Source organism: Chroococcidiopsis thermalis PCC 7203, assembly GCF_000317125.1.
Taxonomy (GTDB): Bacteria; Cyanobacteriota; Cyanobacteriia; order Cyanobacteriales; family Chroococcidiopsidaceae; genus Chroococcidiopsis; species Chroococcidiopsis thermalis.
In genome coordinates, this window is record NC_019695.1 from 2,756,052 (window position 1) to 2,781,119 (window position 25,068).

The 25,068-nt window shown below is 37.6% G+C and carries 21 protein-coding genes; 18 read left to right on the forward strand and 3 right to left on the reverse strand.

Features of this window, described 5'->3' with window-relative positions:
• Nucleotides 1-19 precede the first annotated feature (19 nt).
• The 18 genes from hepA (at nt 20) to CHRO_RS12200 (ending at nt 20,480) form a co-directional block, all read left to right on the forward strand.
• Nucleotides 20-1,861 carry a heterocyst formation ABC transporter subunit HepA gene (gene hepA, locus CHRO_RS12115; protein WP_015154499.1) on the forward strand — a complete coding sequence of 614 codons (1,842 nt, stop codon included), beginning with the start codon at nt 20-22 and terminating at the stop codon, nt 1,859-1,861.
• 186 nt (nt 1,862-2,047) lie between these two features.
• Nucleotides 2,048-2,947: a glycosyltransferase gene (locus CHRO_RS12120; RefSeq protein ID WP_015154500.1), complete on the forward strand. Its 900-nt coding sequence runs from the start codon at nt 2,048-2,050 to the stop codon at nt 2,945-2,947.
• 85 nt (nt 2,948-3,032) lie between these two features.
• Nucleotides 3,033-4,169, forward strand: a complete 1,137-nt coding sequence (gene rfbB, locus CHRO_RS12125; RefSeq protein ID WP_015154501.1) for a dTDP-glucose 4,6-dehydratase — start codon at nt 3,033-3,035, stop codon at nt 4,167-4,169.
• 207 nt (nt 4,170-4,376) lie between these two features.
• Nucleotides 4,377-5,618, forward strand: coding sequence for a methionine adenosyltransferase (gene metK, locus CHRO_RS12130; protein WP_015154502.1), 1,242 nt, complete (start codon nt 4,377-4,379; stop codon nt 5,616-5,618).
• A complete protein-coding gene (locus CHRO_RS12135) occupies nt 5,615-6,631 on the forward strand; it encodes a methylenetetrahydrofolate reductase (protein ID WP_015154503.1) in 1,017 nt (338 codons plus the stop codon). The genes metK and CHRO_RS12135 overlap by 4 nt, the downstream gene beginning before the upstream one ends.
• Nucleotides 6,628-7,686 (forward strand): class I SAM-dependent methyltransferase, encoded by a 1,059-nt coding sequence (locus CHRO_RS12140; RefSeq protein WP_015154504.1) that lies wholly within the window; start codon nt 6,628-6,630, stop codon nt 7,684-7,686. The genes CHRO_RS12135 and CHRO_RS12140 overlap by 4 nt, the downstream gene beginning before the upstream one ends.
• Before the next feature lie 165 nt (nt 7,687-7,851).
• Complete coding sequence (locus CHRO_RS12145) at nt 7,852-8,694, forward strand: glycosyltransferase (protein WP_127023908.1); 843 nt, start codon at nt 7,852-7,854, stop codon at nt 8,692-8,694.
• A 202-nt stretch (nt 8,695-8,896) separates the two neighbouring features.
• Nucleotides 8,897-9,763 (forward strand): glycosyltransferase, encoded by an 867-nt coding sequence (locus CHRO_RS12150; protein ID WP_015154506.1) that lies wholly within the window; start codon nt 8,897-8,899, stop codon nt 9,761-9,763.
• 66 nt (nt 9,764-9,829) lie between these two features.
• Nucleotides 9,830-10,822 (forward strand): KpsF/GutQ family sugar-phosphate isomerase, encoded by a 993-nt coding sequence (locus CHRO_RS12155; RefSeq protein WP_015154507.1) that lies wholly within the window; start codon nt 9,830-9,832, stop codon nt 10,820-10,822.
• 36 nt (nt 10,823-10,858) lie between these two features.
• Nucleotides 10,859-11,635, forward strand: a complete 777-nt coding sequence (gene kdsB / locus CHRO_RS12160; RefSeq protein ID WP_015154508.1) for a 3-deoxy-manno-octulosonate cytidylyltransferase — start codon at nt 10,859-10,861, stop codon at nt 11,633-11,635.
• 99 nt (nt 11,636-11,734) lie between these two features.
• Nucleotides 11,735-13,225, forward strand: a complete 1,491-nt coding sequence (locus CHRO_RS12165; protein WP_181824320.1) for a glycosyltransferase family protein — start codon at nt 11,735-11,737, stop codon at nt 13,223-13,225.
• Between the two features lie 59 nt (nt 13,226-13,284).
• The gene (locus CHRO_RS12170; RefSeq protein ID WP_015154510.1) at nt 13,285-14,256 is read left to right on the forward strand and encodes a glycosyltransferase family 8 protein; all 972 of its coding nucleotides are present in this window, start codon (nt 13,285-13,287) and stop codon (nt 14,254-14,256) included.
• Nucleotides 14,257-14,647: 391 nt separating this feature from the next.
• Nucleotides 14,648-15,499, forward strand: a complete 852-nt coding sequence (gene kdsA, locus CHRO_RS12175; protein ID WP_015154511.1) for a 3-deoxy-8-phosphooctulonate synthase — start codon at nt 14,648-14,650, stop codon at nt 15,497-15,499.
• Nucleotides 15,486-16,019: a KdsC family phosphatase gene (locus CHRO_RS12180; RefSeq protein WP_015154512.1), complete on the forward strand. Its 534-nt coding sequence runs from the start codon at nt 15,486-15,488 to the stop codon at nt 16,017-16,019. Before kdsA ends, CHRO_RS12180 begins: the two co-directional genes overlap by 14 nt.
• Before the next feature lie 35 nt (nt 16,020-16,054).
• Nucleotides 16,055-17,236, forward strand: a complete 1,182-nt coding sequence (locus CHRO_RS12185) for a polysialyltransferase family glycosyltransferase (RefSeq protein WP_219336142.1) — start codon at nt 16,055-16,057, stop codon at nt 17,234-17,236.
• 80 nt (nt 17,237-17,316) lie between these two features.
• On the forward strand, nt 17,317-18,468 hold the full coding sequence (locus CHRO_RS32125; protein ID WP_015154514.1) for a hypothetical protein: 1,152 nt from the start codon (nt 17,317-17,319) through the stop codon (nt 18,466-18,468).
• A 76-nt stretch (nt 18,469-18,544) separates the two neighbouring features.
• Nucleotides 18,545-19,393 (forward strand): glycosyltransferase family 2 protein, encoded by an 849-nt coding sequence (locus tag CHRO_RS12195; RefSeq protein ID WP_015154515.1) that lies wholly within the window; start codon nt 18,545-18,547, stop codon nt 19,391-19,393.
• Between the two features lie 7 nt (nt 19,394-19,400).
• Nucleotides 19,401-20,480 (forward strand): glycosyltransferase, encoded by a 1,080-nt coding sequence (locus CHRO_RS12200; RefSeq protein WP_041463076.1) that lies wholly within the window; start codon nt 19,401-19,403, stop codon nt 20,478-20,480.
• Nucleotides 20,481-20,498: 18 nt separating this feature from the next.
• On the opposite strand, the gene CHRO_RS12205 is transcribed toward CHRO_RS12200, so the two are convergent.
• The 3 genes from CHRO_RS12205 to CHRO_RS12215 form a co-directional block, all read right to left on the reverse strand.
• Complete coding sequence (locus CHRO_RS12205; protein ID WP_015154517.1) at nt 20,499-21,773, reverse strand: tetratricopeptide repeat protein; 1,275 nt, start codon at nt 21,771-21,773, stop codon at nt 20,499-20,501.
• Between the two features lie 380 nt (nt 21,774-22,153).
• Nucleotides 22,154-23,404 (reverse strand): glycosyltransferase, encoded by a 1,251-nt coding sequence (locus CHRO_RS12210; protein WP_219336143.1) that lies wholly within the window; start codon nt 23,402-23,404, stop codon nt 22,154-22,156.
• Nucleotides 23,405-23,544: 140 nt separating this feature from the next.
• Nucleotides 23,545-24,714 (reverse strand): glycosyltransferase, encoded by a 1,170-nt coding sequence (locus tag CHRO_RS12215; protein WP_015154519.1) that lies wholly within the window; start codon nt 24,712-24,714, stop codon nt 23,545-23,547.
• Between the last annotated feature and the right edge of the window lie 354 nt (nt 24,715-25,068).

Consider the following 25,068-nt stretch of genomic DNA (forward strand, 5'->3'; position numbering starts at 1 on the left):
AACTTAAACGAGAAAGCACGTGGATCTTAAATTACCTACTCCGATTTCTACAATTTTGATGAGAACAAGCTTATGGCGAAATAACTACTTTATCTTACGAGAATTCAAGCACTTTCGTAAAATTGCTATATCAGCAATAATCTTTTCGTTATTTGCAGCAGTATTTGAAGGAATTACGATTGGTTTTATCACGCTTTTTCTGCAAACGTTTACTACTCCTGATGCTTCACCAATTAAAATAGGAGTTGATTGGTTTGATCTTTGGGTTTTAGGGATAAACTCATCAGCTTCCAGCCGCCTTTATCGAGTAGCTATCTTAATTTTTCTCACTGTTTGGCTGCGTTTCAGCTTTGTATATCTAGGTAACTTCACAACTACGCTTGCCGAACTACATCTAGCAAATTGTATACGGAAACGGATTTTCGATCAGTTCCAAAAGCTAAGTTTGAGTTTTTTTCTGAAAAAGCGTGCAGGCGAGTTAATTAATAACATTTACGGCGAAGCTAACCAACTTAGATTAGCTGTTGGTGTGGCTTCTGCCTTAATTTCTAAAGGCTTTACTTTATTAGTGTATACGCTATCGATGTTTTGGCTGTCTTGGCAACTGACAGTTATTTCGATTCTGATGTTTGTTCTACTAGCAACAGGTTTAGCTACACTAGTCAAACGGGTAAGAGAAGCTAGTTTTGAGGCTGTAACATCTACTCACTACTTCATGTCAATGGTAATGGAATATATTACCGGCGTTCGTACTGTTCAGGTGTTTGCGGCTTATGATTTTGAGTTTCAGCGGTTTAACAAAGCGACTACGGAATTGATGCGTACTCATGCTAAATCCGCAGCTGCCTCAGCACTAGTACAACCGATTACTGAAGCTGTAGCTAGTACTATTCTTCTAGTTATGCTAATTGCAGCAGTTGCAGTTTTTGTGGCAAGTGATAGGTTAGAAATAGCCTCACTACTAGCATTTTTATTTGTTTTATTACGGACTGCACCAGTGGTGGCACAGATCAATGCAGCTTGGGCGCATGTTAATAGCTTTCAAGGCTCATTAAATAGTATTAAGCAGCTCTTGAAAACTGATGACAAACCTTATTTACAAAATGGGACAATTCAATTTTTAGGATTAAAGCAATGCATTGAATTTGTTGCTGTAGATTTTGCCTACAATCCTCATCAACTAGTGCTAAAAGATATCACTTTAACAATGAAGCGAGGACAGATGACAGCATTAGTTGGTGCTTCTGGTGCGGGTAAGTCCACCATAGCGGATCTTCTTCCCCGTTTTTACGATCCTACAAGAGGCAAGATTCTGATTGATGGAGTCGATTTGCAAGATTTCGACATCAATACGTTGCGGCGTAAGATAGCTATGGTAAGTCAAGATACGTTTATTTTTAATACATCTGTCCGTAACAATATTGCTTACGCTATGGAAGATGTTGATGAAGCTGCGATTCAAAAAGCGGCTCAACTTGCTAATGCACTAGAGTTTATCCAAAACCTGCCTGAAGGTTTCGATACACAGTTAGGAGATCGAGGAGTTAGGCTCTCTGGAGGTCAACGGCAGCGGATTGCAATTGCTCGTGCCTTACTGCGCAACCCAGAAATTCTGATCTTGGATGAAGCGACGAGTGCGCTAGACTCCGAAGCTGAGCGATTAATTCAGGAGTCTATAGAACAACTTGCTGTAGGTCGAACAGTAATTGCGATCGCTCATCGACTCTCTACAATTGTCCGTGCTGATAAGGTGGTCGTGCTAGAGCAGGGACAAATTGTAGAGCAGGGAACATATAAAGAGTTATTAGAACGACGCGGTAAGCTTTGGAAGTATCATCAGATGCAACATCAGACGAATTGAACTCATACAGTTAAACTCACACAGTTAAACTCATACAAAATCAAATCTAGTGTTTGAGTAGGTAGAGTAGCAAGGCTATTTTTATTAAATAATGAGCAATAAAAACTTGAGTCTTGACTCAAAAAGAATAGGTAACAGCTTCTGAGAGAAAGCAACTACACTTGACTGAACAAAGGAACATAGCTGATGTCTAGTAGACGTGATGTAACATTTATCATTGTTTCCTACAATTCAGATAAAACATTGGAAGCATCAATTAATTCCTGTCTTGCATCTGTTCAAAAATACTATGCAAACACTGGAGCAGTTGTAGTTTATGACAATGCTTCTTCTGATAATTGCCCTCAAATTATTGATAACTTTGCTAATAAATATCCATCTATCTTTATAGGTATTAAAAGCAATGAAAACATAGGATTTGGTAAGGCTAACAATAAAGCCGTTCAACTTTCTCCTAGTAAGACATACTTTTTAATCAATCCCGACGTTGTATTTGAACCCGAGATCGTTAATACCTTAACTGCGACATTAAATTCAGCAAATGATATTGCAATCGTCTGTCCTAAACTTCTTTACCTAGATAAATCTATTCAGCCTTCGATCCGAAAATTCCCTTCCTTTACTTATTTTTTACTAAGGAATTTACTAGGTGAAAGATTACAGCAGCGTTTTTATCCATTCAAGTACTACTACGATATAGCACCAACTTTAGACAGCGCCGTTGAGGTTAACTGGGCTATTGGTGCTTTTATGGTTGTTTCACAAGATTATGTAGATAGATATGGTTTATTTGATGAAAGGTTTTTTCTTTACTTTGAAGATGTGAGTTTGTGCGTGGATGCATGGCTAAATGGATTTAGGGTAATCTTTCAACCTCAAGTTCACGCGCTACACATGTACCAGCGGGTAAGTACGAGTTCAAAATTCAATTACATGAAGTTACTACACACAGTTTCAGCATTGCGCTTCTTTGCAAAGTACAGACCATATAAGAAGAGGTGGCAATTACTAACTCATTTACTTGAGTTAAATTTGAGTTTGAAGTCTCCTTTTAGATTTCTACTATTAACAAGACGTTGGAGTTAACTAAATGATATCAATAGCTAGTAAGATTAGCGATCGCTTTGAGTGATGACATCCCAGAATTACGTATCTCCTTTGTAGAGGCATTATGAACGATCTCTTTAAATCTGAAAGACACGGATGCAGTGAGGAAACACCACAAACTGTATTGGTAACAGGTGGCGCTGGTTTTATTGGTGCAAACTTCATCCTCCAAGCTAGAGGAGCGCAATGGTATAACGTAGTTAATCTAGATAAGCTGACCTATGCCAGTAATTTACAAAATTTGACAGCTTTAGAAAACGATTCTGGATACCGTTTTGTTAGAGGTGATATTGGCGATCCAGAGTTGGTAAGTCATTTATTAGAGCAATATCAACCTGATGCAGTCATTAACTTTGCTGCCGAAAGCCATGTCGATCGCTCAATCTTAAATCCCTTATCCTTTGCTCTGACTAATGTAACGGGTACGCTTCAGCTACTAGAAACTTGCCGAGCCTATTGGCAAAGATTACCACTCCACAAACACGAGAGATTTCGCTTTTTGCAAGTGTCTACTGATGAAGTTTATGGCTCGTTGGGTAAAACAGACTTACCCTTTTGCGAAAACAATCCTTACGAACCTAATAGTCCCTACGCAGCGTCTAAAGCGGGAGCCGATCACTTCGTGCGGGCATACTACCATACGTATGGTTTACCTACCCTAATCACCAATTGCTCGAATAATTACGGTCCTCGCCAGTTTCCCGAAAAGCTGATTCCTTTGACGATTCTCAATGCTATGGAAGGACAGCTTTTGCCGATATACGGTGACGGGCAGAACATTAGAGACTGGCTGTACGTATCCGACCACTGTGAAGCCCTTCATCTCGTTCTACAACAGGGAAAAGTAGGTGAAACCTACTGTATTGGAGGTCAGAACGAACAAACAAACTTAATGGTTGTGGAAAAAATTTGTACGATTTTGGACGAATTGTTACCTAGCAAACCTAATTTTTCTCACTCTTCCTTAATTACTTTTGTTAAAGATCGACCAGGACACGATCGCCGATACGCGATCGACTGTACCAAAATGAATCGAGAGCTAGGCTGGAAACCAACCGAGAGTTTTGACAGTGGTTTACTAAAAACAGTGCAGTGGTATATTAATCATCCTCAGTGGGTAGAGCAGATCCGCACTGGAGCTTATCAAAGCTGGATCGAGCAAAATTATACCGATAGAACAGCTAACTACTTATCTGTGTAGCGATCGCAACACGAACGTAAGCCAACCGAACTTTTCTGTATCGACAAGTTTCAATTGCCCGTCCATAATCAAAACAATACATTATTTTTAAGTCGAACGGTAGTTAAAAATAACTGTACTTCTTGTATGCAATACTCGTAGATTTGAAACGATCGAGTACTGACAAGATGAAAATACTGGACTTGCATAAATTGGACTTGTATAAACATGGAGGCGTACAATTTGAGCAGATATTTGTTCACATCAGAGTCTGTAACAGAGGGGCATCCTGACAAAATTTGCGATCAGATTTCGGATGCAATTCTGGATGCTCACTTAAGTCAAGATCCCACTAGTCGCGTGGCAGCAGAGGTAGTCGTCAATACTGGCTTAGTACTAGTAACAGGTGAAATCTCCTCAAAAGCAAAAGTGGATTACGTCAAACTAGTCCGACAAAAAATTGCTGAGATTGGTTACACTGACGCAAATAATGGTTTTTCTGCGAATAGCTGTTCGATATTAGTTGCTCTAGACGAACAGTCACCAGACATTGCTCAAGGGGTCAACAAAGCGCAGGAGTACGAGCAAGGTGATAGCGAAGATGATTGGAGTGCTATTGGCGCTGGCGATCAAGGAATCATGTTTGGCTATGCTTGCAAAGAAACTCCTGAGTTGATGCCACTGCCGATTAGTTTAGCTCATCGCCTTGCTCGGCAGTTGGCAAAGGTACGGAAAATTGGCAAGCTCTCTTACTTGCGCCCTGATGGTAAAACTCAAGTGACAGTTGTTTACGAGAATGGTCGTCCCGTAGGCATAGATACGATTCTAATTTCTACTCAACATTCAGAAGCAACAACCTTAGGAGAGATTTATCAAGGGTTGCTACTAGAAGTCGTCGAACCTGTATTTGCCGATCTTGATATTCAGATCGATAATTCCACTCGTTTTTTAGTCAATCCTACAGGCAAGTTTGTCATTGGTGGACCCCAGGGAGATTCTGGACTCACTGGACGCAAAATTATTGTCGATACTTACGGCGGCTACTCGCGGCACGGAGGTGGTGCTTTTTCGGGTAAAGATCCTACTAAAGTGGATCGATCGGCAAGTTATGCTTGTCGTTATGTAGCCAAAAATATTGTGGCTGCTGGCTTAGCCGATAAATGTGAAGTACAGCTCAGTTATGCGATTGGCATGAGCAAACCAGTGAGTATTTTGATTGATACCTTTGGAACGGGCAAACTACCTGAAGAAGACTTGCTCAATTTGGTCAATCAAAACTTCGATCTACGACCTGCTGGTTTAATTCATACCTTCAACATGCAAGGTTTACCTCAAGAACGCAACGGTCGTTTCTATCAAGATGTAGCTGCCTACGGTCACTTTGGTCGAATGGATTTGGATCTACCTTGGGAACGCTTGGACAAAGTTCCACAGTTACAGCAAGCTATTACAGTTCAGATGTCAGCATGACCGAGCAATATATCACCGATCGCGACAGTCGCAACAGCTTCCGTACAGCAGTTAAATCGGGGAAGTTTTTAATCACTGCCGAGGTCACTCCTCCCAAAGGAAGCGATCCGACTCGGATGATAGAAGTGGCATTAGCTCTGAGAAATTGGGTTCACGCAGTTAATGTGACAGATGGTAGTCGCGCAGTTTTAAGAATGAGTCCTTTGGCTGCCGCAACGATTCTGTCACAGCACGGAATTGAACCCATCTGTCAAATGACGTGCCGCGATCGCAATTTGATTGCGATCCAAGCCGATTTGATGGGGGCGAATGCTCTTGGCATTAACAATATCTTGGCTCTCACAGGCGATCCGGTAAAAGCGGGAGATCATGCCCAAGCTCGAAGCGTCTTCGATCTAGAAGCTGTAAGGCTCTTACAAACTATTACGAAACTCAATCAAGGATTTGATTATAACGGAAAAGGTTTGTGTGACGGAGCAACACAAATATTTCCAGGCGCAGCAGTCGATCCACAACTTGCTAGTTGGTCGGGATTACAACGACGTTTTGAGCGTAAGGTTGCAGCAGGAGCGCAGTTTTTTCAAAGCCAAATGATTGTTGACTTTAGCCGCTTAGAGAAGTTTATGAGTCAAATTGCGGCTAAGTTTAATAAACCAATTTTAGCTGGAATTTTTTTACTAAAATCTGCAAAAAATGCTCAATTCATTAATCAATACGTTCCAGGTGTGAATATTCCCCAGGCAATAATTGCGCGGTTGGAACAAGCTACCGATCCATTACATGAAGGCATAGTCATTGCAGCAGAACAAGTACGATTAGCTCGTCAAGTATGCCAAGGCGTTCATATCATGGCGGTTAAACGAGAAGATTTAATTCCTCAGATTCTTGAAATGGCTGAAATTTCACCTCAAGGTCAATCCGTGCAGAATGTAGCAACTACTAGGATAGCTTTAGCAGAGCCACTACTACGCAGGAATAGCCACAACACAAATAATTTCCACACAAGGTTATGAATGCATCTACAACATTAATTCCCTCCACAACTTCGGTAGAGACGGAGGAAATATCTGCCTGTCCTAATTGTAGTAGCAAAAAGCTAGAACTTTGGTGTAGGGCTTACGATAGACAGCACAAAAGTAGTCAGCAAGAATTTATATATTCTAGATGTAAAGAGTGTAATTTAGTCTTCTTATCAGTCAGACCAGTAGAAACAGAAGTTTATAAATTTTACCCTGAGAATTACGGTCCATACCAAGGAACACTAAATCAGCGGCTACAACAAGATACAAATTTATCAAACGAGCGATCGCTTGGCGATCGGCAAAAATATCAATATGTTCGTAAAATTCTCAAAGCCTCATTCAATACTTCTAAAGCTAGTTTAAAAGCTCTACCTTTTAAGGATTTCATAAGGGAGATTCAAGAATTTTATCAACCCACAGGAGAAGCTGCAAAACTACTTGACTTTGGTTGTGGTTCAGCTCAATTTCTGAATGAAGCTCGCAAGCAAGGGTGGAATACTCTTGGTATGGACTTTTCAGAGCAAGCTGTAGAACAAGCTAGCCGAAATGGACATAAAGCCTTGCAGGTATCTCCAACAGTATGGAATGAAATAGAGGATGAATCCTTGGATTTTGTAAGAATGAACCACGTCCTAGAGCATCTTTATCATCCAAAACAAGTCTTAACGGCGATCGGACGAAAGATGAAACCAGGGGCTATACTACATATTGCAGTGCCAAATCCACATGGAATTTCATCTCAAATTTTTCGTTCCCAATGGTGGGGCTTAGAATGTCCAAGACATATAATGCTCTACTCTCCCCCAGTCTTAAAAGATTTTCTCATTCAACTCGATTTTTCCAATTTTAAGGTTTTTCATGAATCGATTACAAAAGACTTTGCTAGAAGCTTAGGTTATTTTCTCTGCGATCGCGGTCGCATATCTTCTAACGAAGTTGAAACTATGATGCAACGCAAGTTTCTATCTGCTCAACTCTACATTCCTATGAAAATTGCAGCAATCTGTAAAGCAGCCGATCGATTCCATATCTTTGCAAAAAAGTAATCGCACGACTTTATGCTTTCACCTACAATTGCTTGGAAACCAGTCGGACACATTAATACACCTAGTTCAAGACTTCGATGCTTTTTACCATGCCAGTATTTAAGGAATAGAGGGTGGTCTTGCGAACTATTTAACTCTAAAAAGATCGATCGCTATCAATTAGTTGTGTTTCAAAAAACATATGATGAGGAAAATATAGCACTTGCAAAGTCCTTAAAAACTAGAGGTATAAAAACCGTATTTGACTTATGTGATAACTTGTTTGTTTATCCTGATACCGCAGATAGACAAAGAGAAAAATTACTCCAAAGCATGATTGATGCTGTAGATGCAGTATCCGTTTCAACTCCAGAAGTTGAAAAGTTAATTCATAGTAAAAAGACGCGAGTTATTGATGATGCTATTGATGAACCTCAAATAAATTCTCTGATTAATTTTTGTTTTAAACGTAAGAACTATTTTAGAAATTCTACTGAGAAGCAATTTAAAGTAGTTTGGTATGGTAGTGCAGGATTAGAAAATCCTCCCTACGGCATAGTCGATTTACCTAGCGTGTTACCATTTCTAAATGAGTTACACTCTACATTACCAGTAAGCTTAACTGTAATCAGTAGCTCTGAAACTCTTTTTAAGAAATATGTGAATGGAGTTTCATTCCCCGTAAAATATTATAACTGGAAAAAAGCTACATTCCAATATTTGTTCAAACAACATGACGTATGTATCATCCCAATTAATATTAATCCTTTTACGATTTGCAAATCAAACAATCGGCTAATTTTGTCTCTTCTGTTAGGGGTTCCTGTTATTGCAGATAAGATTCCTAGCTATGAAGAGTTTCGCGATTTTATTTTATTTTCTGACTGGCAGAATAGTTTATACACTTATGCAACAAATAAAGAGTTACGGCATCAACACATTGCTCAAGCACAAAAATACATTAGCATGAAGTACAATAAAGATAGAGTTATATCACAATGGTCTTCTTTGTTTCAAGCACTCTTATAATTTTTTGCTTTCAAAGCATTATATAAAGAATATAAAAAACAAATTTTAGAAAACATGTATTTCAATCTAATAAATTGTTAAAGCATAAATTACTATCAATCTAGAATAAATCTTTACGATTTTTAGGTCACTATAGATTTGTTAAGCATTGCATGGTTTTTTCAAACTCAATTTATTCAAGCTCTAGTAAAGAGAGTCTATTATGACACAAGATGAGCGAGTAAGAGTTTTTGTTGGCTCTGGTGAAGCAAGTCTTTTGGAGCGTAAAACCCTGATTCATTCACTTCGTAAAAACACCCAAAAACCTCTTGATGTTTATGTTTTTAATGGGACGCACAACTCAATTGAATTAAATGACGGAGAGCCTTTTCTAGCTCCAATGTCTTTAAAGGTTAAATATCAAAATATAACTGAATTTAGTCTTTACCGCTATTTAATTCCAGAAATTTGTAATTTTCAAGGTAAGGCAATTTATCTCGACTCGGATACTATTTGTCTTACAGATATTGGGACACTCTTTGAAACTCCTGTATCAGATTACGATTTTCTAGCAAAAAAAGATGCTTATGCTGGAACCGATCTCTGGGGACTTAGCGTTATGCTAATTAACTGCGATAAGTGCCGATTCGATCTTGAATTAATTCTAGATGAAATCGATCGCAGCTTCTATTCTATGACAGATTTTACAGGTATGAGTCAGGCTTTTCTAGAGCGTCATTCCTATAGAATTGCTGCACTCGATCCTCACTGGAATGTTTTTGACTATTGGGATCGACGCACTCATTTGATCCACTATACAAATCTCCACACTCAACCGTGGAAGTATCAAAATCATCCTTACGGTGAGTTATGGTTTGACTATTTTAAAGAAGCTCTGGAATCTGGCTACATTACTGTAGAGGATATCAAATTGAGTATAGATAGAGGCTATGTCAGACGCAATTTATTAAAAGGTAACTTCTCAGCGGTAGGAAGTTCGGTAAATTTTCTCAAAAAAGCTTTTCACTTCATGAAGCCACTGCTTGCAGAAAATCGGAGACGACTTGGCGTTTTTAATCAGCCAGCTTAACTTGTCCTCTCTCAAACTTGTACTCTCTCAAATCTCATATGGGCTTTTTATAGCCGCAGGTTAATGATGCAACAAATATTAAGTCAGCCTTACCTCAAACAAGTTACCGAACTCCTGAAATTAGAAGCGGAAGCGATCGCTCGTGTGGCGCATCGGCTTCAATCGGAACAGGTCGAACAAGCAGTACAGCTATTGGCTAATTGTCAAGGCAAAGTCGTGGCGATCGGTGTTGGCAAGTCAGGAATTGTGGCACGAAAAATTGCAGCTACCCTCACTAGCACGGGGATACTAGCAGTTTACTTGCACCCGTCTGATGCTCTGCATGGAGATATAGGAATTGTTTCTGCTGGGGATGTCGCTATAATTCTGAGTAACAGTGGAGAGACAGACGAGATACTAGACATACTACCATATCTTAAATATCGACAGATCCCTTTCATTGCCTTGGTTGGCAATCTCAAGTCAACCCTCGCTCGTAGTGCCGATGTTGCATTGGATACATCTGTTGACAAAGAGGCTTGTCCTTTCAACTTAGCACCGACAACGAGTACTACAGTTTCCTTAGCACTTGGGGATGCATTGGCAATGACACTGATCCAAGTTAAGGGTTTCACTTCACAAGATTTTGCTTTCAATCATCCCGCAGGACGCTTAGGCAAACGTCTAACTTTAAGAGTTTGCGATCTGATGCATGGTGGTTCGGATAATCCCAAAGTCGTACCACAAGCATCTTGGTTTGAAGTGCTGCGTGCGATTAGTGAAGGTGGTCTTGGCGCGGTGAATGTCGTTGATGGTACAGGATATCTAGTCGGCATTATCACAGATGGAGACTTACGGCGTTGGTTGCAGAAGGTCAGCCTTACTAATATAGAGACGCTAAGCGCAGGGACGATGATGACAAGCAATCCAACGGTAGTTTCTGCCGATCTCCTTGCTTATGACGCACTGCAACTAATGGAAAATCGACCTCACCAGCTTTCCGTGTTACCAGTGGTCGATCGAGAACAGCAATGCCTTGGTCTGCTGAGGCTGCATGATATTGTGCGTAGCGGTCTCTAAAAACTGCTTGATGTTTCGCTTCTGGGAATAGTTGAAATGAAAATTTTGGCAGTGATTCCAGCTCGTTACAACTCACAGCGCTTTCCTGGTAAACCCTTGGTAAAGATTGGCGATCGCCCCATGCTGCAATGGGTTTATGAAGCGGCAATCAGTTGTCCTTCATTTAGTCAAGTTGTGGTAGCTACGGATAATGCAGATATAGCAGAGTGCGTCTGGAGTTTTGGCGGTGTTGTGGAGATGACTCGTACTGACCATGCTACAGGGACAGACCGAGTGGCGGAGGTAGCGGAACGTTATCCTGAGATGACTGCGATCGCTAACGTTCAGGGCGATCAACCGTTCGTCACTCCGCAAATGCTAACACAGCTAGTCAAACCTTATTTGCGCGGTGAATCGCCAGACATGACCACTCTAGCTTGTCCTCTAGCAGAGAAAGACTACGGCGATCCTAACGCGGTTAAGGTACTATGCGATCGTCGCGATCGCGCTCTTTATTTCTCTCGTGCGCCAATACCTTACTATCGCAACCATAAACCAGCACCCGTCTTTCATCATCTGGGACTCTATGCTTTCAGGCGTGATTTTTTAGCAAAGTATACCAAATTAGCGCCTACACCACTAGAAGATTGTGAAGGGTTAGAGCAACTACGTGTTTTAGAGCATGGTTATCGAATTACTGTCTGCCACACTCAAACATCTACAACTGAAATCAATACGCCAGAGGATCTGTTACAGGTTCAGGTATTGCTAGCTAAAAAAGCCATTCCAGTTCAGACCGATGCAATCAAAGCCAAAATTTTAGAGGCTGAATAAATGAGTTCTAGTAAAACAATTAAAGTTCTGACACTGTCAAAGTACTATCCTCGTGACAATGGTTTTATACCCGAGAACCAAAGCAACATTTATGCTTGCATGGATCCACCTGTTGAAGCTATTGAAGCAGGGAAGGCGATCGCTCTACCTCATGGTAAGTTTAAGATCGATCTAATTTTAAAACAGTTACCGTCTGGGTGGTGGCCCGATCTAGTTTCCATCAGTTCGACTCTAATGCTGGTACAGAATCCACCGATCCCTGTGGGAATTCCTAGCTTAACTTGTCCATCAGTGATGAAGCTAATTGATAGCCATCATATGCCTCGCCCAATTCAAAACTTGATTGAGTACGCTAAGTTGGTGGGCTGTCAATATCATTGGACGGGCTATACTCGCCATCACATTCATTTTTTTGTTGAAGCTGGTTTACCGAATGTATTTTGGATGCCAGGAGCGATCTCAATTCCTCCTTATGTACCAGAATCGGTGAAAGACAAAACTTACGATGTAATCTTTCGAGGTGCTGTCGATAGTAACCACTACCATCGTCGTGAATTCTTAAAGTTTTTACAGGAAGCCGAAATAAATGTAGATTTTAGTGGAAGTCCTTATGCAGAATGTTTGGATATATACGTTCAGTCCAAAATCGTGCTGAATTGTAGTTTAAATGGAGATCTGAATCGACGGGTTTATGAAGTACTCATGGTAGGAGGTTTTTTACTAACCGATCGCCTCGCTCTACAATCTGGTCTTCCTTTGCTATTTCAAGAAGGAGTACATTTAGAGTGTTACGGCTCCAAGCAAGAACTACTCGACAAGATAAAATACTACCTCAGTCATCCTGATGCGGCAGCAGAGATTGCCCGACAAGGGCATGAACTATTTATGGCAAAATATCATCCTGAAATTCTTGTAGAAAAATTTAATCAAATCGTTTTTGATGGCAAAAGTATTCCATCTATTTTTTCAGCTCAAGATGATGTAAGAGTCACTAATATTTTTAACAGAACAATTAATATAAATAATCTATATTCAAGATTAAAAATTTATGAATTACTACAGGAAGTCCACAGATTAAACTTTGAAATCGATCTGCTTTATTATAGAGGTAAAAATGAATTGCTAATTGCAGATTTATCCGACTTGCCTAAATTTCAGATTACGTCGGTCGATTCATCACAAGAGCTTGCTAATACTACAAAAGATTTTGAAGTAATCATAATAGACCTACCTAATGAAGTTTCAGATTTAAAGCATCTGATCGAGCAACTCAACCCATGCCTATCTGGCTGTAGTTTATTTCTAGCTTTAGGTATTTCTTCTAGTATAAAACAAAAAAAATTGAATTCGTTGCTCAAATCCAAAGGATTAGTACCTACTCAATTTGTCGAGAGAGACAACCGCACTTATCTAGCTTATCAACGGCAGTTTGAAGAAAATCAAACTTTATCCCGAACGAAAAAGCTTAACTTAGAATTGTTCCGCTATTCTGATATAGAAGACTATAATAATCCTCTGAACAACAGTTCAGGTGGGATCAAGCAATTAGTTAAAAATTTAGTTCATACAATTAATATGAGGAAAGGCTAAATGAGTGAAGTACATACACCTACGCGATCGTCAGAAAATTAACCATTAAGGATAATACAATGATTTCTTCAGATACAGAATCTATTGTAGTCGTATGTGCTGCTGATAATAATTATGTAATTCCCTTATCTGTAACGCTCAAATCTATACTTGTAAATCTTAAAACTTCACAAAGAATAACTTGTTTTGTAATTGATGGTGGTATTCAAGAAGTTAATAAACAGAAAATATTAAAATCGCTGGACTCACAACAAATTATGATTGAATGGTTGCAGCCTACTGACGCTATTCTCAGTAAAGTGAAAGTTTCAGGTCATGTGACGGTTGCAACTTACTATCGGTTACTTATTCCCGATCTATTACCGCAGCATATCGAGAAGGTTATTTATTTAGACTGTGACTTAGTTGTCAACGAAGATTTACAAAAATTATGGGCTATAGAGATTGACAACAGCTATCTACTAGCAGTTCAAGATATGGGAATACGTGAAGTATCAAATCCTCGCGGTGGACTTCATAACTATCAAGAATTAGGAATTCCTCCTCATTCCAAGTATTTAAACGCTGGGGTGATGGTATTTAACTTGGAAAAGTGGCGAACAGAAAATATCAGCACTCAAGCCATTGAGTATCTTGAGCAGAATAAAGAACATGTTTTAAACTGGGATCAAGATGGAGTAAATGCAGTTCTTGCAGGTAAATGGAGAGAACTCGATCCACGGTGGAATCAAACTCCTAGCGTGTATAAATATCGATCGTGGAAAGACAGTCCTTTTACTGAAGAGATGTATAAATCTGTGATTCAACAGCCTTATATTGTTCATTTTGCAACCGCTATCAAGCCTTGGCATTACTACTGCGAACATCCAGCTAAAGATTTGTTCTTTCAGTATCTCGATATGACATCTTGGTCGGGTTGGCGACCTAAAAAACCATTGAAGTACATAATAAGGTTAGGCTTACGACGATTTAGAGAAAACATAAAATCTCTGCTCAAGAGTTTTGCATGGCATCTATCTCTTTCACGGTAATTAGAAACCTTACGCGCATCAAATTAGCTCAAGCGAGTACATCAAGTTATTGTCTATGTTCAGATTCGAGCGCTTGAGAAGTATTTTTAATGTTCGGATAAAAAAACTGAACTTTTCCATATAGACAAACTTCTGCTATTAAATCAGCATATAGATATTGCAGTTGTTCGTTTTTGGCGGCTTCTCTTAGTTTAAAAATCAATTCGTTTAGGTTAAACTTTGGTTGTAAGCATGAATTTAAACTGTATGTAATAGTTACGCTTAAATTGCTATTTAGTCATTTTAAAACAAACACAAATATTAATTTTTTTAAGGTGTTACCTTTTGAAACGAAGGATGGCTATCACCTAAAAAATTTGTCTAATCGCTATCTAAAAAAAGAGAGCAGTTTATGGTTTGTACACAAATTACAGACAACCTTTCAATTGGTGACGGCTATCCATTAACTCTAATTGGTGGTCCTTGCGTTATTGAATCAGAATATTTTACCTTAAAAATGGCAGAAAAAATTCGCCAAATATGCGATCGCTTGGGTATTTCTTTTGTATTTAAATCTTCTTTTGATAAAGCAAATCGTACATCGTTAGACTCATTTCGAGGTCATTCTCTAGAGGCAGGGCTAGAAATTTTGCAACTGGTCAAAGATAGAATCGGAGTGCCGACTTTGACAGACATTCACGAAAGTTATCAAGCGGCAACTGTAGCTGAGGTTGTTGACGTGTTGCAAATTCCGGCTTTTCTCTGCCGTCAAACGGATTTGTTACTTGCAGCAGCTGCTACAGGTCGAGCTATTAATGTCAAAAAAGGTCAGTTTCTCGCTCCTTGGGATATGAAACATGTCATTAGCAAACTAGAAGCTGGTGGGACAAAGCGTATTCTATTAACCGAGCGAGGTACGAGCTTTGGTTACAACAGTCTAGTGGTAGATTTTCGCTCCTTGCCTCAATTGCGGAGTTTTAATTATCCTGTTGTCTTCGATGCCACCCATAGCGTGCAATTACCAGGAGGACAAGGTAGCAAATCAGGAGGGCAAAGGCAATTCATTCCCTACTTAGCGAGAGCAGCAGCGGCTGTTGGTATCGATGCACTGTTTATGGAAATTCATGCCAACCCTGACTTAGCGCCTAGCGATGGACCAAACATGATCCCTTTAGTAAATCTCGAACATATTCTTAAACAAATACTATGTGTCCGTGCCGGTTTAGAAGTTGCTAGCCAACCTGAATTCAATGCTAAAAATTAGTGAGCCTGAGCTGCAATCGCGTCTATTAAAGATTAAGCTTCTAGCACTAGATGTAGATGGCGTGTTGACAGATGGTGGTCTTTATTACACAGAGAGTGGAGAAGAACTCAAGAAGTTCAACATCAAAGATGGTCAAGGATTGAAGAAATTGATGCAATTTGGTGTAGAAGTAGCTATAATCTCGGCTAACTCTTCAAAGTCAACACTCCATCGAACTCAAAAATTAGGAATTACTCATAGTTTTATTAATGTAGAAGATAAGTTGTCTGTCCTCAAAGATTTGTGCTTACAACTAAGCATATCTTTGTCTGAAGTTGCTTATGTTGGGGATGATGACAACGACCTTCCAGTATTACAAGCGGTAGGGTGTCCTTTTACAGTTGCTGATGCCATGCCTGAGAACAAAGCTCGCGCTATATACGTTACTAGAAAGTCTGGTGGGCAAGGTGCAGTTAGAGAAATCTGCGACCTTTTGATAAACTCTCGTTTAAACTTCAAAAATCAGTTTATTTGTGCTTGAAGAAGATGTACACTCCAACAAAGCTAAAGCGACTTGTGGCTTGCCAGGGTAGCATTCAACTCATCACGGCTCTATCAGCGCTGACTTGCCGAGAGAAAGAGCAACAAGGTACGAACGTTGAATATGATAACTACTTAGTGATTTACGACCTTAGAACTCCTGAAAATCAGAGTAATACATTTGCTAATTTCATCAAAAAGATGGCAGAAGAAGTCTGCACTTGGCAGAAAATTGTGTATATCCAGCCCGAGCAAATGCAGGCACTCCAGGCAAAACTAAATCTTGTGAGGCTAAATCTTTCAAATATTCAGCAAGTCTTCTCTTTAGTTCATAAATTAACCGGTATTTCATCAGCAGATGAAATTTATCTGAGTAAAAACTACGATATCTGGGATCGACTTTTGCTAAATGTTTATGAATCGGCTAAAAAAATCTGCTATGGAGATAGTATTGGATTATATCTTTCAGCTTCTTCTACTGTTCTTCAAGTTGAACCAAGAAGTTTAAATTATAAATTAAAGCGATTATTAAAATCATTTATATCTACCAAAAACTCGATCGACGAAATAAATTTTGATGTTGGTTATTTCACAATATCTAATTTTAATACTTTGAGCGCGTCTCCTCCTATGAAAGTGGTTACGGTAAACAAAGCAGTTACCCTTAATATTTTCCAAAGATTAAGAGGAGTTGTCGGAAAGGTCGTAGACTCAGATTACATTAATAACCTGCATACAAAGCTCGTAAATAACTCTGTATCCATTTTGCTGACCTCAAATTTTTCTGAGGCAACTAGAATGTCTGAGGAAAATGAAATTAGTGCATATCAAAATTTTCTTAAAATTCATAAACGAGAAGATAATACAATTTTGATAATCAAGCCACATCCAAGAGATAGCGCAGTTAAAATAGAAAAATTACAATGTAGCCTAAATAGACTCTTTTCAGAAGTCATAGTGATTTCTGAGCTAAGTTGGTTTTTTCTCCCTTTTGAACTCTTTTTAATGGAAGTATTTTTGGATCGAAACTTAGTCCCTCATTGCGATATAAAAATATTTGCATTTAGTTCTGCTTGTTTATCTTTAAAATTTCTTTTTAATCTTCCTTGCATTATCGGTTTTGGCAGTGAGATTACACATCAATCATTCTATGACGAACAAGTCAATAAAAGAATACAGCATGAATTAGAGCTTAATTACTTACTTCAACAGATATAGGGCGATCGCCCCATTAAGTTTAAGATTAGTCATGCAATCTATTGTATTCTTCAAGACTTCTTCTATCATTCTAAAAGACTATGGAAATAAGCAAAAGAATTAACTCGACAAAAGCAGGTGGTATACGCGAACAATTGAATTACTTTCGATATGCTTTGATTTTATACTGCTTGGTAGTTATATTTGTAATTCCATTTAGATCTTTTTTTCCACATGCCAAACTATTTTTACCAATAATTGCTTTTATTTTAATTTTACAACTTATTGTTTATAAGACCAAGATAAAGCTTATAGACACTATAATTGTGTGTTTGATTTTAATAGCTTCTTCATTACCAGTGTCATCTTTGGTTTTGTTTAGATACACGCTACCTATATGCTTTATTCTGATTGGTTTTAATGATAATAAACCTACATTACTTAAAAGAAACTATCTTACTATATTATATTGGATTTGTTTGCCTTCAATTCTTTATCAACTAGTTGTGTATAGAAACCAGTTTTTTGATGGTGTAGCAAGGATTACCTTAAGTGTTGGGGATCACAACATATCGGGATTATTTATGTTGTTATTTTTCTTCTTTTGTTATAAAAATAAATTTAGGATTGGCATAGTTTTATCGCTTCTTTGTGTAGGTTTATTCCTTAGCCGAAACTATTTTATTAGTATATGCGTCTTCTTTTTGATTTTGTTATTTGAAGCTCCATTTTCAAAAATACTCAGCAAAATTCACTTTGCTTATATTTTTATAACTGTTAATTTTCTAGTAATATTACTCAGCTATTATTGGATTACAAACGTAGAAACTTCTAGTTTATTATACGATAGTGGAGCTAGTCGTCTATTTTCTTTTAGTTCTTTTAATGATAGTTCTAATTTAGATAGATTTGAAGCCAACGTTTTTTTAATTCAATCTTATTTGAACAATCCAATACTAGCTTTTCAAGGTTATAGAGATACTTATGCAAGCGTGTTTCAACCACTTCGTTTATTAATACATCAATCATTTCTTGAAGTTTTTGCATATACTGGGGTTCCCTTTAGTTGCTTGTATTTTTTCGGTTTTGTAAGAGTTGTCATGCGATTTTATCATAAAGATAATTTTAAATATATTTATTCATATTTGACTTTTACTTTATTTTTACATAGCTCTTTACAAGGAGCAACACTCACGCTTTTTATCTTGATTTTAAGTTTACCTTCAAAAAGTAAGAGATTACACCCATATTAGCAATCTAAAATTTATTAATGAAATCGAGCTATTTGCATATATGCTTCGAGTTTAGCTATCTCAACATAGCACTTGTATGAAAATATCTATTGTTACTCCAGTTTTCAATTCTGTAACAACAATTGAAAAAACGATTCTGAGTGTGATTTCTCAAAAAAGAAACTTTCCCTTAGAATATATTGTAATTGATGGTGGTTCGACTGATGGTACTATTCAAATCATAAACAAGTATGCAGACCAGATAAATTTGTTTATTTCAGAACCAGATCGTGGTCCTTATGATGCCATGAATAAGGGAATAAACCATTCAACAGGTGATGTTATAGGCATAATTAACTCTGATGATTGGTATCACGATAATGCGATCGCAACAGTCGAGCAAGAATTTTGTCAAAATCACAACATTTCTGTCCTCTATTCACCTATAACAAATTACTATAAAGGAGAATATGTTGCTACTTTTGTTCCTGGCGATCTAGATAAACTTTTATTTAGATTTACGCTCAACCATCCATCTTGCTTTATTACAAAGTCAGCATATAACCTTGTAGGCTTATATAACTTAGAATACCCGATCGCCGCAGATTACGATTTGATTCTTCGCTTATTTGTATCTGGCGTAAATTTTCATTATGTGAGTACGCCACTTGCCTCTTATTCATTAAGTGGAATGAGTTCTTCTGCCATACCCTTTGATAGACTTAAATTAATTCGGGAGTGCTGGAAGATTAGCTGTAGCCATTCTAACCAATTTTCTAGAGAGATGGAGCTTCAGCGATGGAAAGTATATGGAGCCTGGGTTTTCAATGAGTTATTTGCACTCCCAACTAGGTATTTTCTTAAGCCTCCACTAGCTAGAAAGCTGAAGTCTTTTCTAAGTAGATATCTTGGAAAGCCAGTGTCGGATACTTATGGTAAATGGTAGTTTTTCTATGTCAAGAATTTTGTTTATTTCTGCCCAGGCTCCCACTAACCAATATCCACAAGCTGGACAAAGGATTGCCTTTACGCATCTTTCAGAATATGCTGTTGCTAATGAAGTCGTTGATATAGTGGTTATAGCTAACAAAGTTGAGGTGGACGCTGCCAAAGATTTAGTTGCAAAATTTGGTAGTAACCTCTATACATATCCTCTCCATCAGTTCGACAAAATTGCTAGTTGCTTAACTCATTATCAAGTTCCCGTGAAGTTTGCTTCTCGTCTTATTAATACAGTTGAGAGAAAAATTCAAAAACTTCTCGCAACTAATATTTATGATACAATTCATTTTGAATGTTCTCATGCTGCTATATACTTTGAAGCAATTGAGAAGTATATTAATCCTACTCAAACGAAGACTGTAATTAGTTTAAGAGATGTGTGGACTCAAGTTTTTTTGAGACAGTCTGTCAGTAATTTTTTCTATGGTATTGAAGTAGCTAGAACTTTCCATTACGAACGGCAACTATACTCGCGTGTCGGTGAGTTATGGGTATCATCTACCAAAGATCGCGACCTTTTAACTTCTTTATTTTCTATACCCAGTGAAAGGATTACTATCAAGCCTCACCAAGCTAGTTGTTTTGTGTATCGAGTGCAGCGTTGCTTAGAAAAGATAGAGAAAAAAAGTCTCTTGTTCTGGGGAGCTATAGGAAGACCAGAGAACGAACAAGCAATTCTTACCTTTGTCGAGCAGTGTTTTAAGAAGTTGGTTCAACACGATCGAGATTTCAAACTTTACATAGTTGGCTCTAGTCCCTCTCAAAAAGTTTTGGCACTTGCTTGTAAACAGATTATAGTTACAGGATTTGTTGAAGATCCAACTGAGTTTTTTGAAAAAGCTGAAATTGGAATAGTTCCTCTATTTAAGGGAGGTGGTATTAAACTAAAAACCCTAGAAATGCTAGAAGCTGGCTTGCCAGTTATTGCTACTGCTGTAGGTGCTGAAGGAATTGTAGATCGGAGGAAAAAATTAGTGGTAAGTGACAATTTTGAAGAATGGTTCGATTTGATCCGCATAATGATAAGATAAAGCTTTTTTAGCTTTACTTTATTTTTCTAAATCGCCTTCTGTTTTTAATAAGGTAGCAGAGCGATTGGCATTGCTGACAGCAGTTCCCATTTTCTTAAAACGTAGCTTAACTAAAGTTCTAATAAGGTTGGCTCGGGCAAAATCGGGAGCAATTTCTATAGCGCGATCGCAATCTTTCAACGCTGCTACTAGATAATTTAATGATAAATTCACTTCAGCTCTTACAACATAAAAGTGTGGTTCGTCAGGTTCGAGAATAATTGCTTTTGTGTAATCAGCTTTTGCTGCTTTCAACTGATGACTTTGAAAGTAAAGTTCTCCTCTCTCTATATAAGCCAAAACATTTTCTGGATTCTGTTCAATTACCTGACTCCAATCAGCGATCGCTCCTGAAATATCACCTAGATTTTTTCTCACCCAAGCTCTATCTGCATAACAGTACATGCACTTGCGATCTAGTGATATCGCTATATTATAATGTTCTAAAGCAGATGATAGTTGTCCGAATTGACATAGCAACGCCCCGCGCTTATGTTGTAGAAAATGCTCGTCAGGACACAACTCGATGGCGCGATCGTATTCAGAAAAAGCTGCGGCTAATTCTCCAAGAGATTCTAAAATCTCTCCGCGATATACATAGGCAGTAACAACATTTTTAGAATTAGTTTTATCGAGATGAATTACGGCTGCATAATCATTTAACGCTGCTTGTGTTTGAGCTAATTTTTTGTAAGCATTACCTCGATTCAAATAAGCAATAGCAAAATCAGGGTTAAGCACGATTGCTTGAGAGAAATCAACCACCGCAGCATGATAATCTCCAGTTCTCACCCATATATAGCCTCGATTCAAATAGCTATCACTGCGATCGGGTGCAATATGAATAGCCGTAGAAAGGTCTTTTAGTGCCGCACTATAATCATTTAAGTAGCTATAAGCATTTGCTCGATTAACATGCGCTTGAATTTTATTTGAGTCAACCTCAATTGCTTTAGTAAAATCAGCAATAGCAGCTTCAGCATTCTGCTTTTGCTCTAGGTAAGTTATTCCTCGGCAAATATAAGCTTTATAGTGTTGCGGATCGAGTTTTATCGCTAGATCGTAGTCAGAGATTGCTTTATCTGACATTTTTAAAATACTATAAAGGTTGCCTCGATTGTATATAACTTCTACTAAATTCGGATCGAGCTTAAGAGCTTTGTTAAAATATAAAAGTGCTATTTTAACATTACCTTCAAATAACGCATGTAAACCATATTGCTTGTACTGCCAAGCTTGAATTTTTTTTACCATAATTTACTTGGATACTTCGACTGGATGTGTGAATACTTTGACTCATAGATCGGAGTTGTCTTTTTCTAAGAACAATATATGTATTACATCCGACGGAAATGATAGTATTCCTGAACTTTTCTGTATAGACAAACTTTATCTATCAAGAGAACATATTGGTATGACACAAATCTAAGTGTCAAATTTCTATTATATAGAGGTGATTTAGCACTACACAATCTACAAGTTGTTAAGAGAAGTCACTCAGAGTGCGCTCTAACAATCTTAGAAAATAAAAGACGTTTGTTTCAGTTTCGTTTGTAGTGGTATATTGGATAAGTCTGTCAAATTCCTATTAGCTATGCGATCGCAGCAAAGCTTAATACTGTAAGTGGTAAAAGTTATAGCTTTACTAACTTATGAGGTGAAATAGTCTTCAATGTGATGTATTTAAGTACATTTCTCATGTAACTAATATCACTTTTCTTAGCTTTCTGTAGCCTTTCAGTTGCAAACTGCAAAACTCGCTCCGCTCGTCCATCCCAAGTAAAATTATGTACTTCTTGAAAAGCACAGTCAGCAATAGTCTTAGCTAATAAAGGATTATTCAATAGAGTCTCTATTGCTAATTTGAATGAGAGTGGTTCGTCAGGTTCTGCCAATAATGCATTTTCTCTATGTCGCAATACTGTTGCTATAGTCGGTAAAGCTGAAGCGACAATTGGTCTCTTAGCAACCATATAATCAAATAACTTCAACGGACAAGTAGCTTCAGCCAGTTCCCAATACTTACTGGTAGGAAGAATTAGAATGTCTGCGGCATATAGATATAATGCTAGCTCAGATTGTGGTACGTGACCGAAAAATTGTATGTTTTGTAAATTCATCTGTTGACAAGTTGCTTTTACCCGGTTGATATCATCAATCCATCCTCCTACTAAAACAAATTCACATTCTGGCATCAGACTAGCAGTTTTCAAAATTGTTGGTATGCCTTTATAATCGTACAAATGCCCTGAATATAAGATAATTTGACTGTCTTGTTGTAAAGATAACTTTTGGCGGGCTAAAGATTTAGTTTGATAAGGAAGAAAATTTTTAATGTCTACGGCATTAGGAGCTACCAATGTTTTTTCAGGAAGCAAACCATGATTTAAATAGTTCTCTGCAAGTTGAGGTAATGTGGTAACAACACCAAGTAAGTTCTTGTTATTGAATAACTTTTTGCATGTATAACTAAGTTTTTCTGAAACTGGTTCGTGCCATTCCCAAAGCACAGGTATACACATTCTTAGCAAAATTTCAACCACAGGAAACGAACGAGTATAAATTAAGCAAGGAGCTTTAAAACAAGCATATAAAATAGCTAGTTTATAAAAGATAAAATTTTCATAATTTTGGGGAAAAGGATACTCGATCTTAATATGCAGCGGTAGGCGAACTAGTTTAAATTTATGATGCAAACCATACCAAGCTTGAAATTCTGAGTCTATGCCTTTTAAAACTGAAAAAATATCTCCGCTAGTAACCAATTCAAAATTTTCAACTTTTTGAAAAAAAGCCTGCGCCATTTTAGTAGTTTGAATTGAGTGAGCCATTTTTGATGGTAGGTTTCCTTTAGATACATAAATTAGAGATTTTAGCGTTTCCATTTTACTTTTTTTGATAGGTGGTTTTTTGATGATGCCAATGATTAGTACATGTAAAACCCATATACTATTACTCGTATTTTCATGCTTAACCTTTCGCTTTGATAGCACTAGTATATATAATATTTGCGATTGCAAAAACACTAGTTAAATCGAGTCACTTCTTTTTTTGGAAGATTGTTAGTTGCTTTTGCTAAAACTTCAGACACAACCTCTGTGTATCGAGCAAGACTGAATGTCTCCAATACTTTTTCACGAGTTTGCTTCCAGTCTACAGAATAAGCCGAACCGCTAGCGATCGACAAAATTGATTCAGCAATCGACTCAGGTGTGTTTTCGCAAGTCCATAGCTCTGTTTCTGGATTAAAAAACTCTCTCAAAGCCGGAGAATTCATGGTTAATGTAGGTAATCCTAATGAGAGGGCTTCAATCAACTTATTAGGAAGAGCATGATACGCCTTATCTGTATTACCAAAAATACCTAATGCTAGATCGCAATAATTAACTAGATATTGAGGTAAGGAACCATTAATAAAGTTTAAGTCTTTCCTTAGAAAAACTATAGATTCAAGATGATATGACCGAACTTTTTCTACATAATCGTAAAAAGCTTTATTGTCTATACCAAAGAAGTTACAAGTAAAATGCAAGTTTCTTTCTCGCAAAATTCTTATTGCTTGTAATATGTTATCCAATCCATGTAAAGGAATAAATGTTCCCCACCAACAAATATTTAATTTACCATCTTGCATCCAGCTTCTGTTGGGGAGCAAACAAGAAACATTACACAGAGGAGCTATATAAACTTTTTTTCTGTCAATATCAGTATTCAGAATCTGTTCCCAGTAAGTTAACTCTTGATTAGAGCTATGGATGAGATAGTCTGATTTCTTTAACGCTAGTATATCTTTTTCAATATATGATTTAGCGAGTTTGCTTCCATCACCAACTCTTTTTCTGTCCCTCACTTCAGTATCGTAAAGCGAGATATACATTTCAACTATGACTTTTTTCCTAAAAAGCTTTGCTGCAAAGATGGTACTTTTGATGAAAATAGTATTCATTGGTAATAAGTAAATTACATCCGTAAACGCAGCTTTTATTAAAAGTTCAATCCAGTAAAACTTAGTTAATACTTTTTCAATTAACGAGCTTTGCATACTTAAGTTTATATAATAAAAACTAGGACATAATTGAGAAACAAAATAATTTTTGGAACTAGATAGAAACTCGATGAGAGCTTGAGAACGACGATCTACGCGAGAAATATTGCCACAGAGCAAAACCTTGGCTTGATTGATGGGTGCTAGCATTGAAGTAATATTTTTGAGAATTGAACTATTGGCGAAAATACATGAAACTATTTTTTAAGTACCGTGTTTTATTTTTGCTTGAAACGTTGAAATGTCTCACTTTAAATAGTGAAAAAAATGAGCCAACTTTTGTAATAATTTTGTTAGTGCAAGCTGTATTTCAACAATTGCATCTATGCAGGGATGAAAGACGTAGCTTAATAGAAATTAAATATCATGAAAAACTCGAATTGCTACTTTGTAAATTGCAACATATTATCCAGGCTTTCATACTGTCTAATGAAACTTCCGACTTAACTAACAGTATGTACTTTTTTGCACGATAAATATTTCAGACTCTGACTGGTGTTGCTT

Coding starts and splice junctions, on each gene's coding strand:
- CHRO_RS12180 (WP_015154512.1), top strand. CDS start 15,486: ATGCTAAAAATTAGTGAGCCTGAGCTGCAATCGCGTCTATTAAAGATT.
- CHRO_RS12165 (WP_181824320.1), top strand. CDS start 11,735: ATGGATCCACCTGTTGAAGCTATTGAAGCAGGGAAGGCGATCGCTCTA.
- CHRO_RS12135 (WP_015154503.1), top strand. CDS start 5,615: ATGACCGAGCAATATATCACCGATCGCGACAGTCGCAACAGCTTCCGT.
- CHRO_RS12200 (WP_041463076.1), top strand. CDS start 19,401: ATGTCAAGAATTTTGTTTATTTCTGCCCAGGCTCCCACTAACCAATAT.
- CHRO_RS12210 (WP_219336143.1), bottom strand. CDS start 23,404: ATGGAAACGCTAAAATCTCTAATTTATGTATCTAAAGGAAACCTACCA.
- CHRO_RS12215 (WP_015154519.1), bottom strand. CDS start 24,714: ATGCTAGCACCCATCAATCAAGCCAAGGTTTTGCTCTGTGGCAATATT.
- CHRO_RS12155 (WP_015154507.1), top strand. CDS start 9,830: ATGCAACAAATATTAAGTCAGCCTTACCTCAAACAAGTTACCGAACTC.
- metK (WP_015154502.1), top strand. CDS start 4,377: ATGGAGGCGTACAATTTGAGCAGATATTTGTTCACATCAGAGTCTGTA.
- CHRO_RS32125 (WP_015154514.1), top strand. CDS start 17,317: ATGGAAATAAGCAAAAGAATTAACTCGACAAAAGCAGGTGGTATACGC.
- CHRO_RS12205 (WP_015154517.1), bottom strand. CDS start 21,773: ATGGTAAAAAAAATTCAAGCTTGGCAGTACAAGCAATATGGTTTACAT.
- rfbB (WP_015154501.1), top strand. CDS start 3,033: ATGAACGATCTCTTTAAATCTGAAAGACACGGATGCAGTGAGGAAACA.
- CHRO_RS12150 (WP_015154506.1), top strand. CDS start 8,897: ATGACACAAGATGAGCGAGTAAGAGTTTTTGTTGGCTCTGGTGAAGCA.
- CHRO_RS12140 (WP_015154504.1), top strand. CDS start 6,628: ATGAATGCATCTACAACATTAATTCCCTCCACAACTTCGGTAGAGACG.
- CHRO_RS12170 (WP_015154510.1), top strand. CDS start 13,285: ATGATTTCTTCAGATACAGAATCTATTGTAGTCGTATGTGCTGCTGAT.
- kdsA (WP_015154511.1), top strand. CDS start 14,648: ATGGTTTGTACACAAATTACAGACAACCTTTCAATTGGTGACGGCTAT.
- CHRO_RS12195 (WP_015154515.1), top strand. CDS start 18,545: ATGAAAATATCTATTGTTACTCCAGTTTTCAATTCTGTAACAACAATT.
- CHRO_RS12120 (WP_015154500.1), top strand. CDS start 2,048: ATGTCTAGTAGACGTGATGTAACATTTATCATTGTTTCCTACAATTCA.
- kdsB (WP_015154508.1), top strand. CDS start 10,859: ATGAAAATTTTGGCAGTGATTCCAGCTCGTTACAACTCACAGCGCTTT.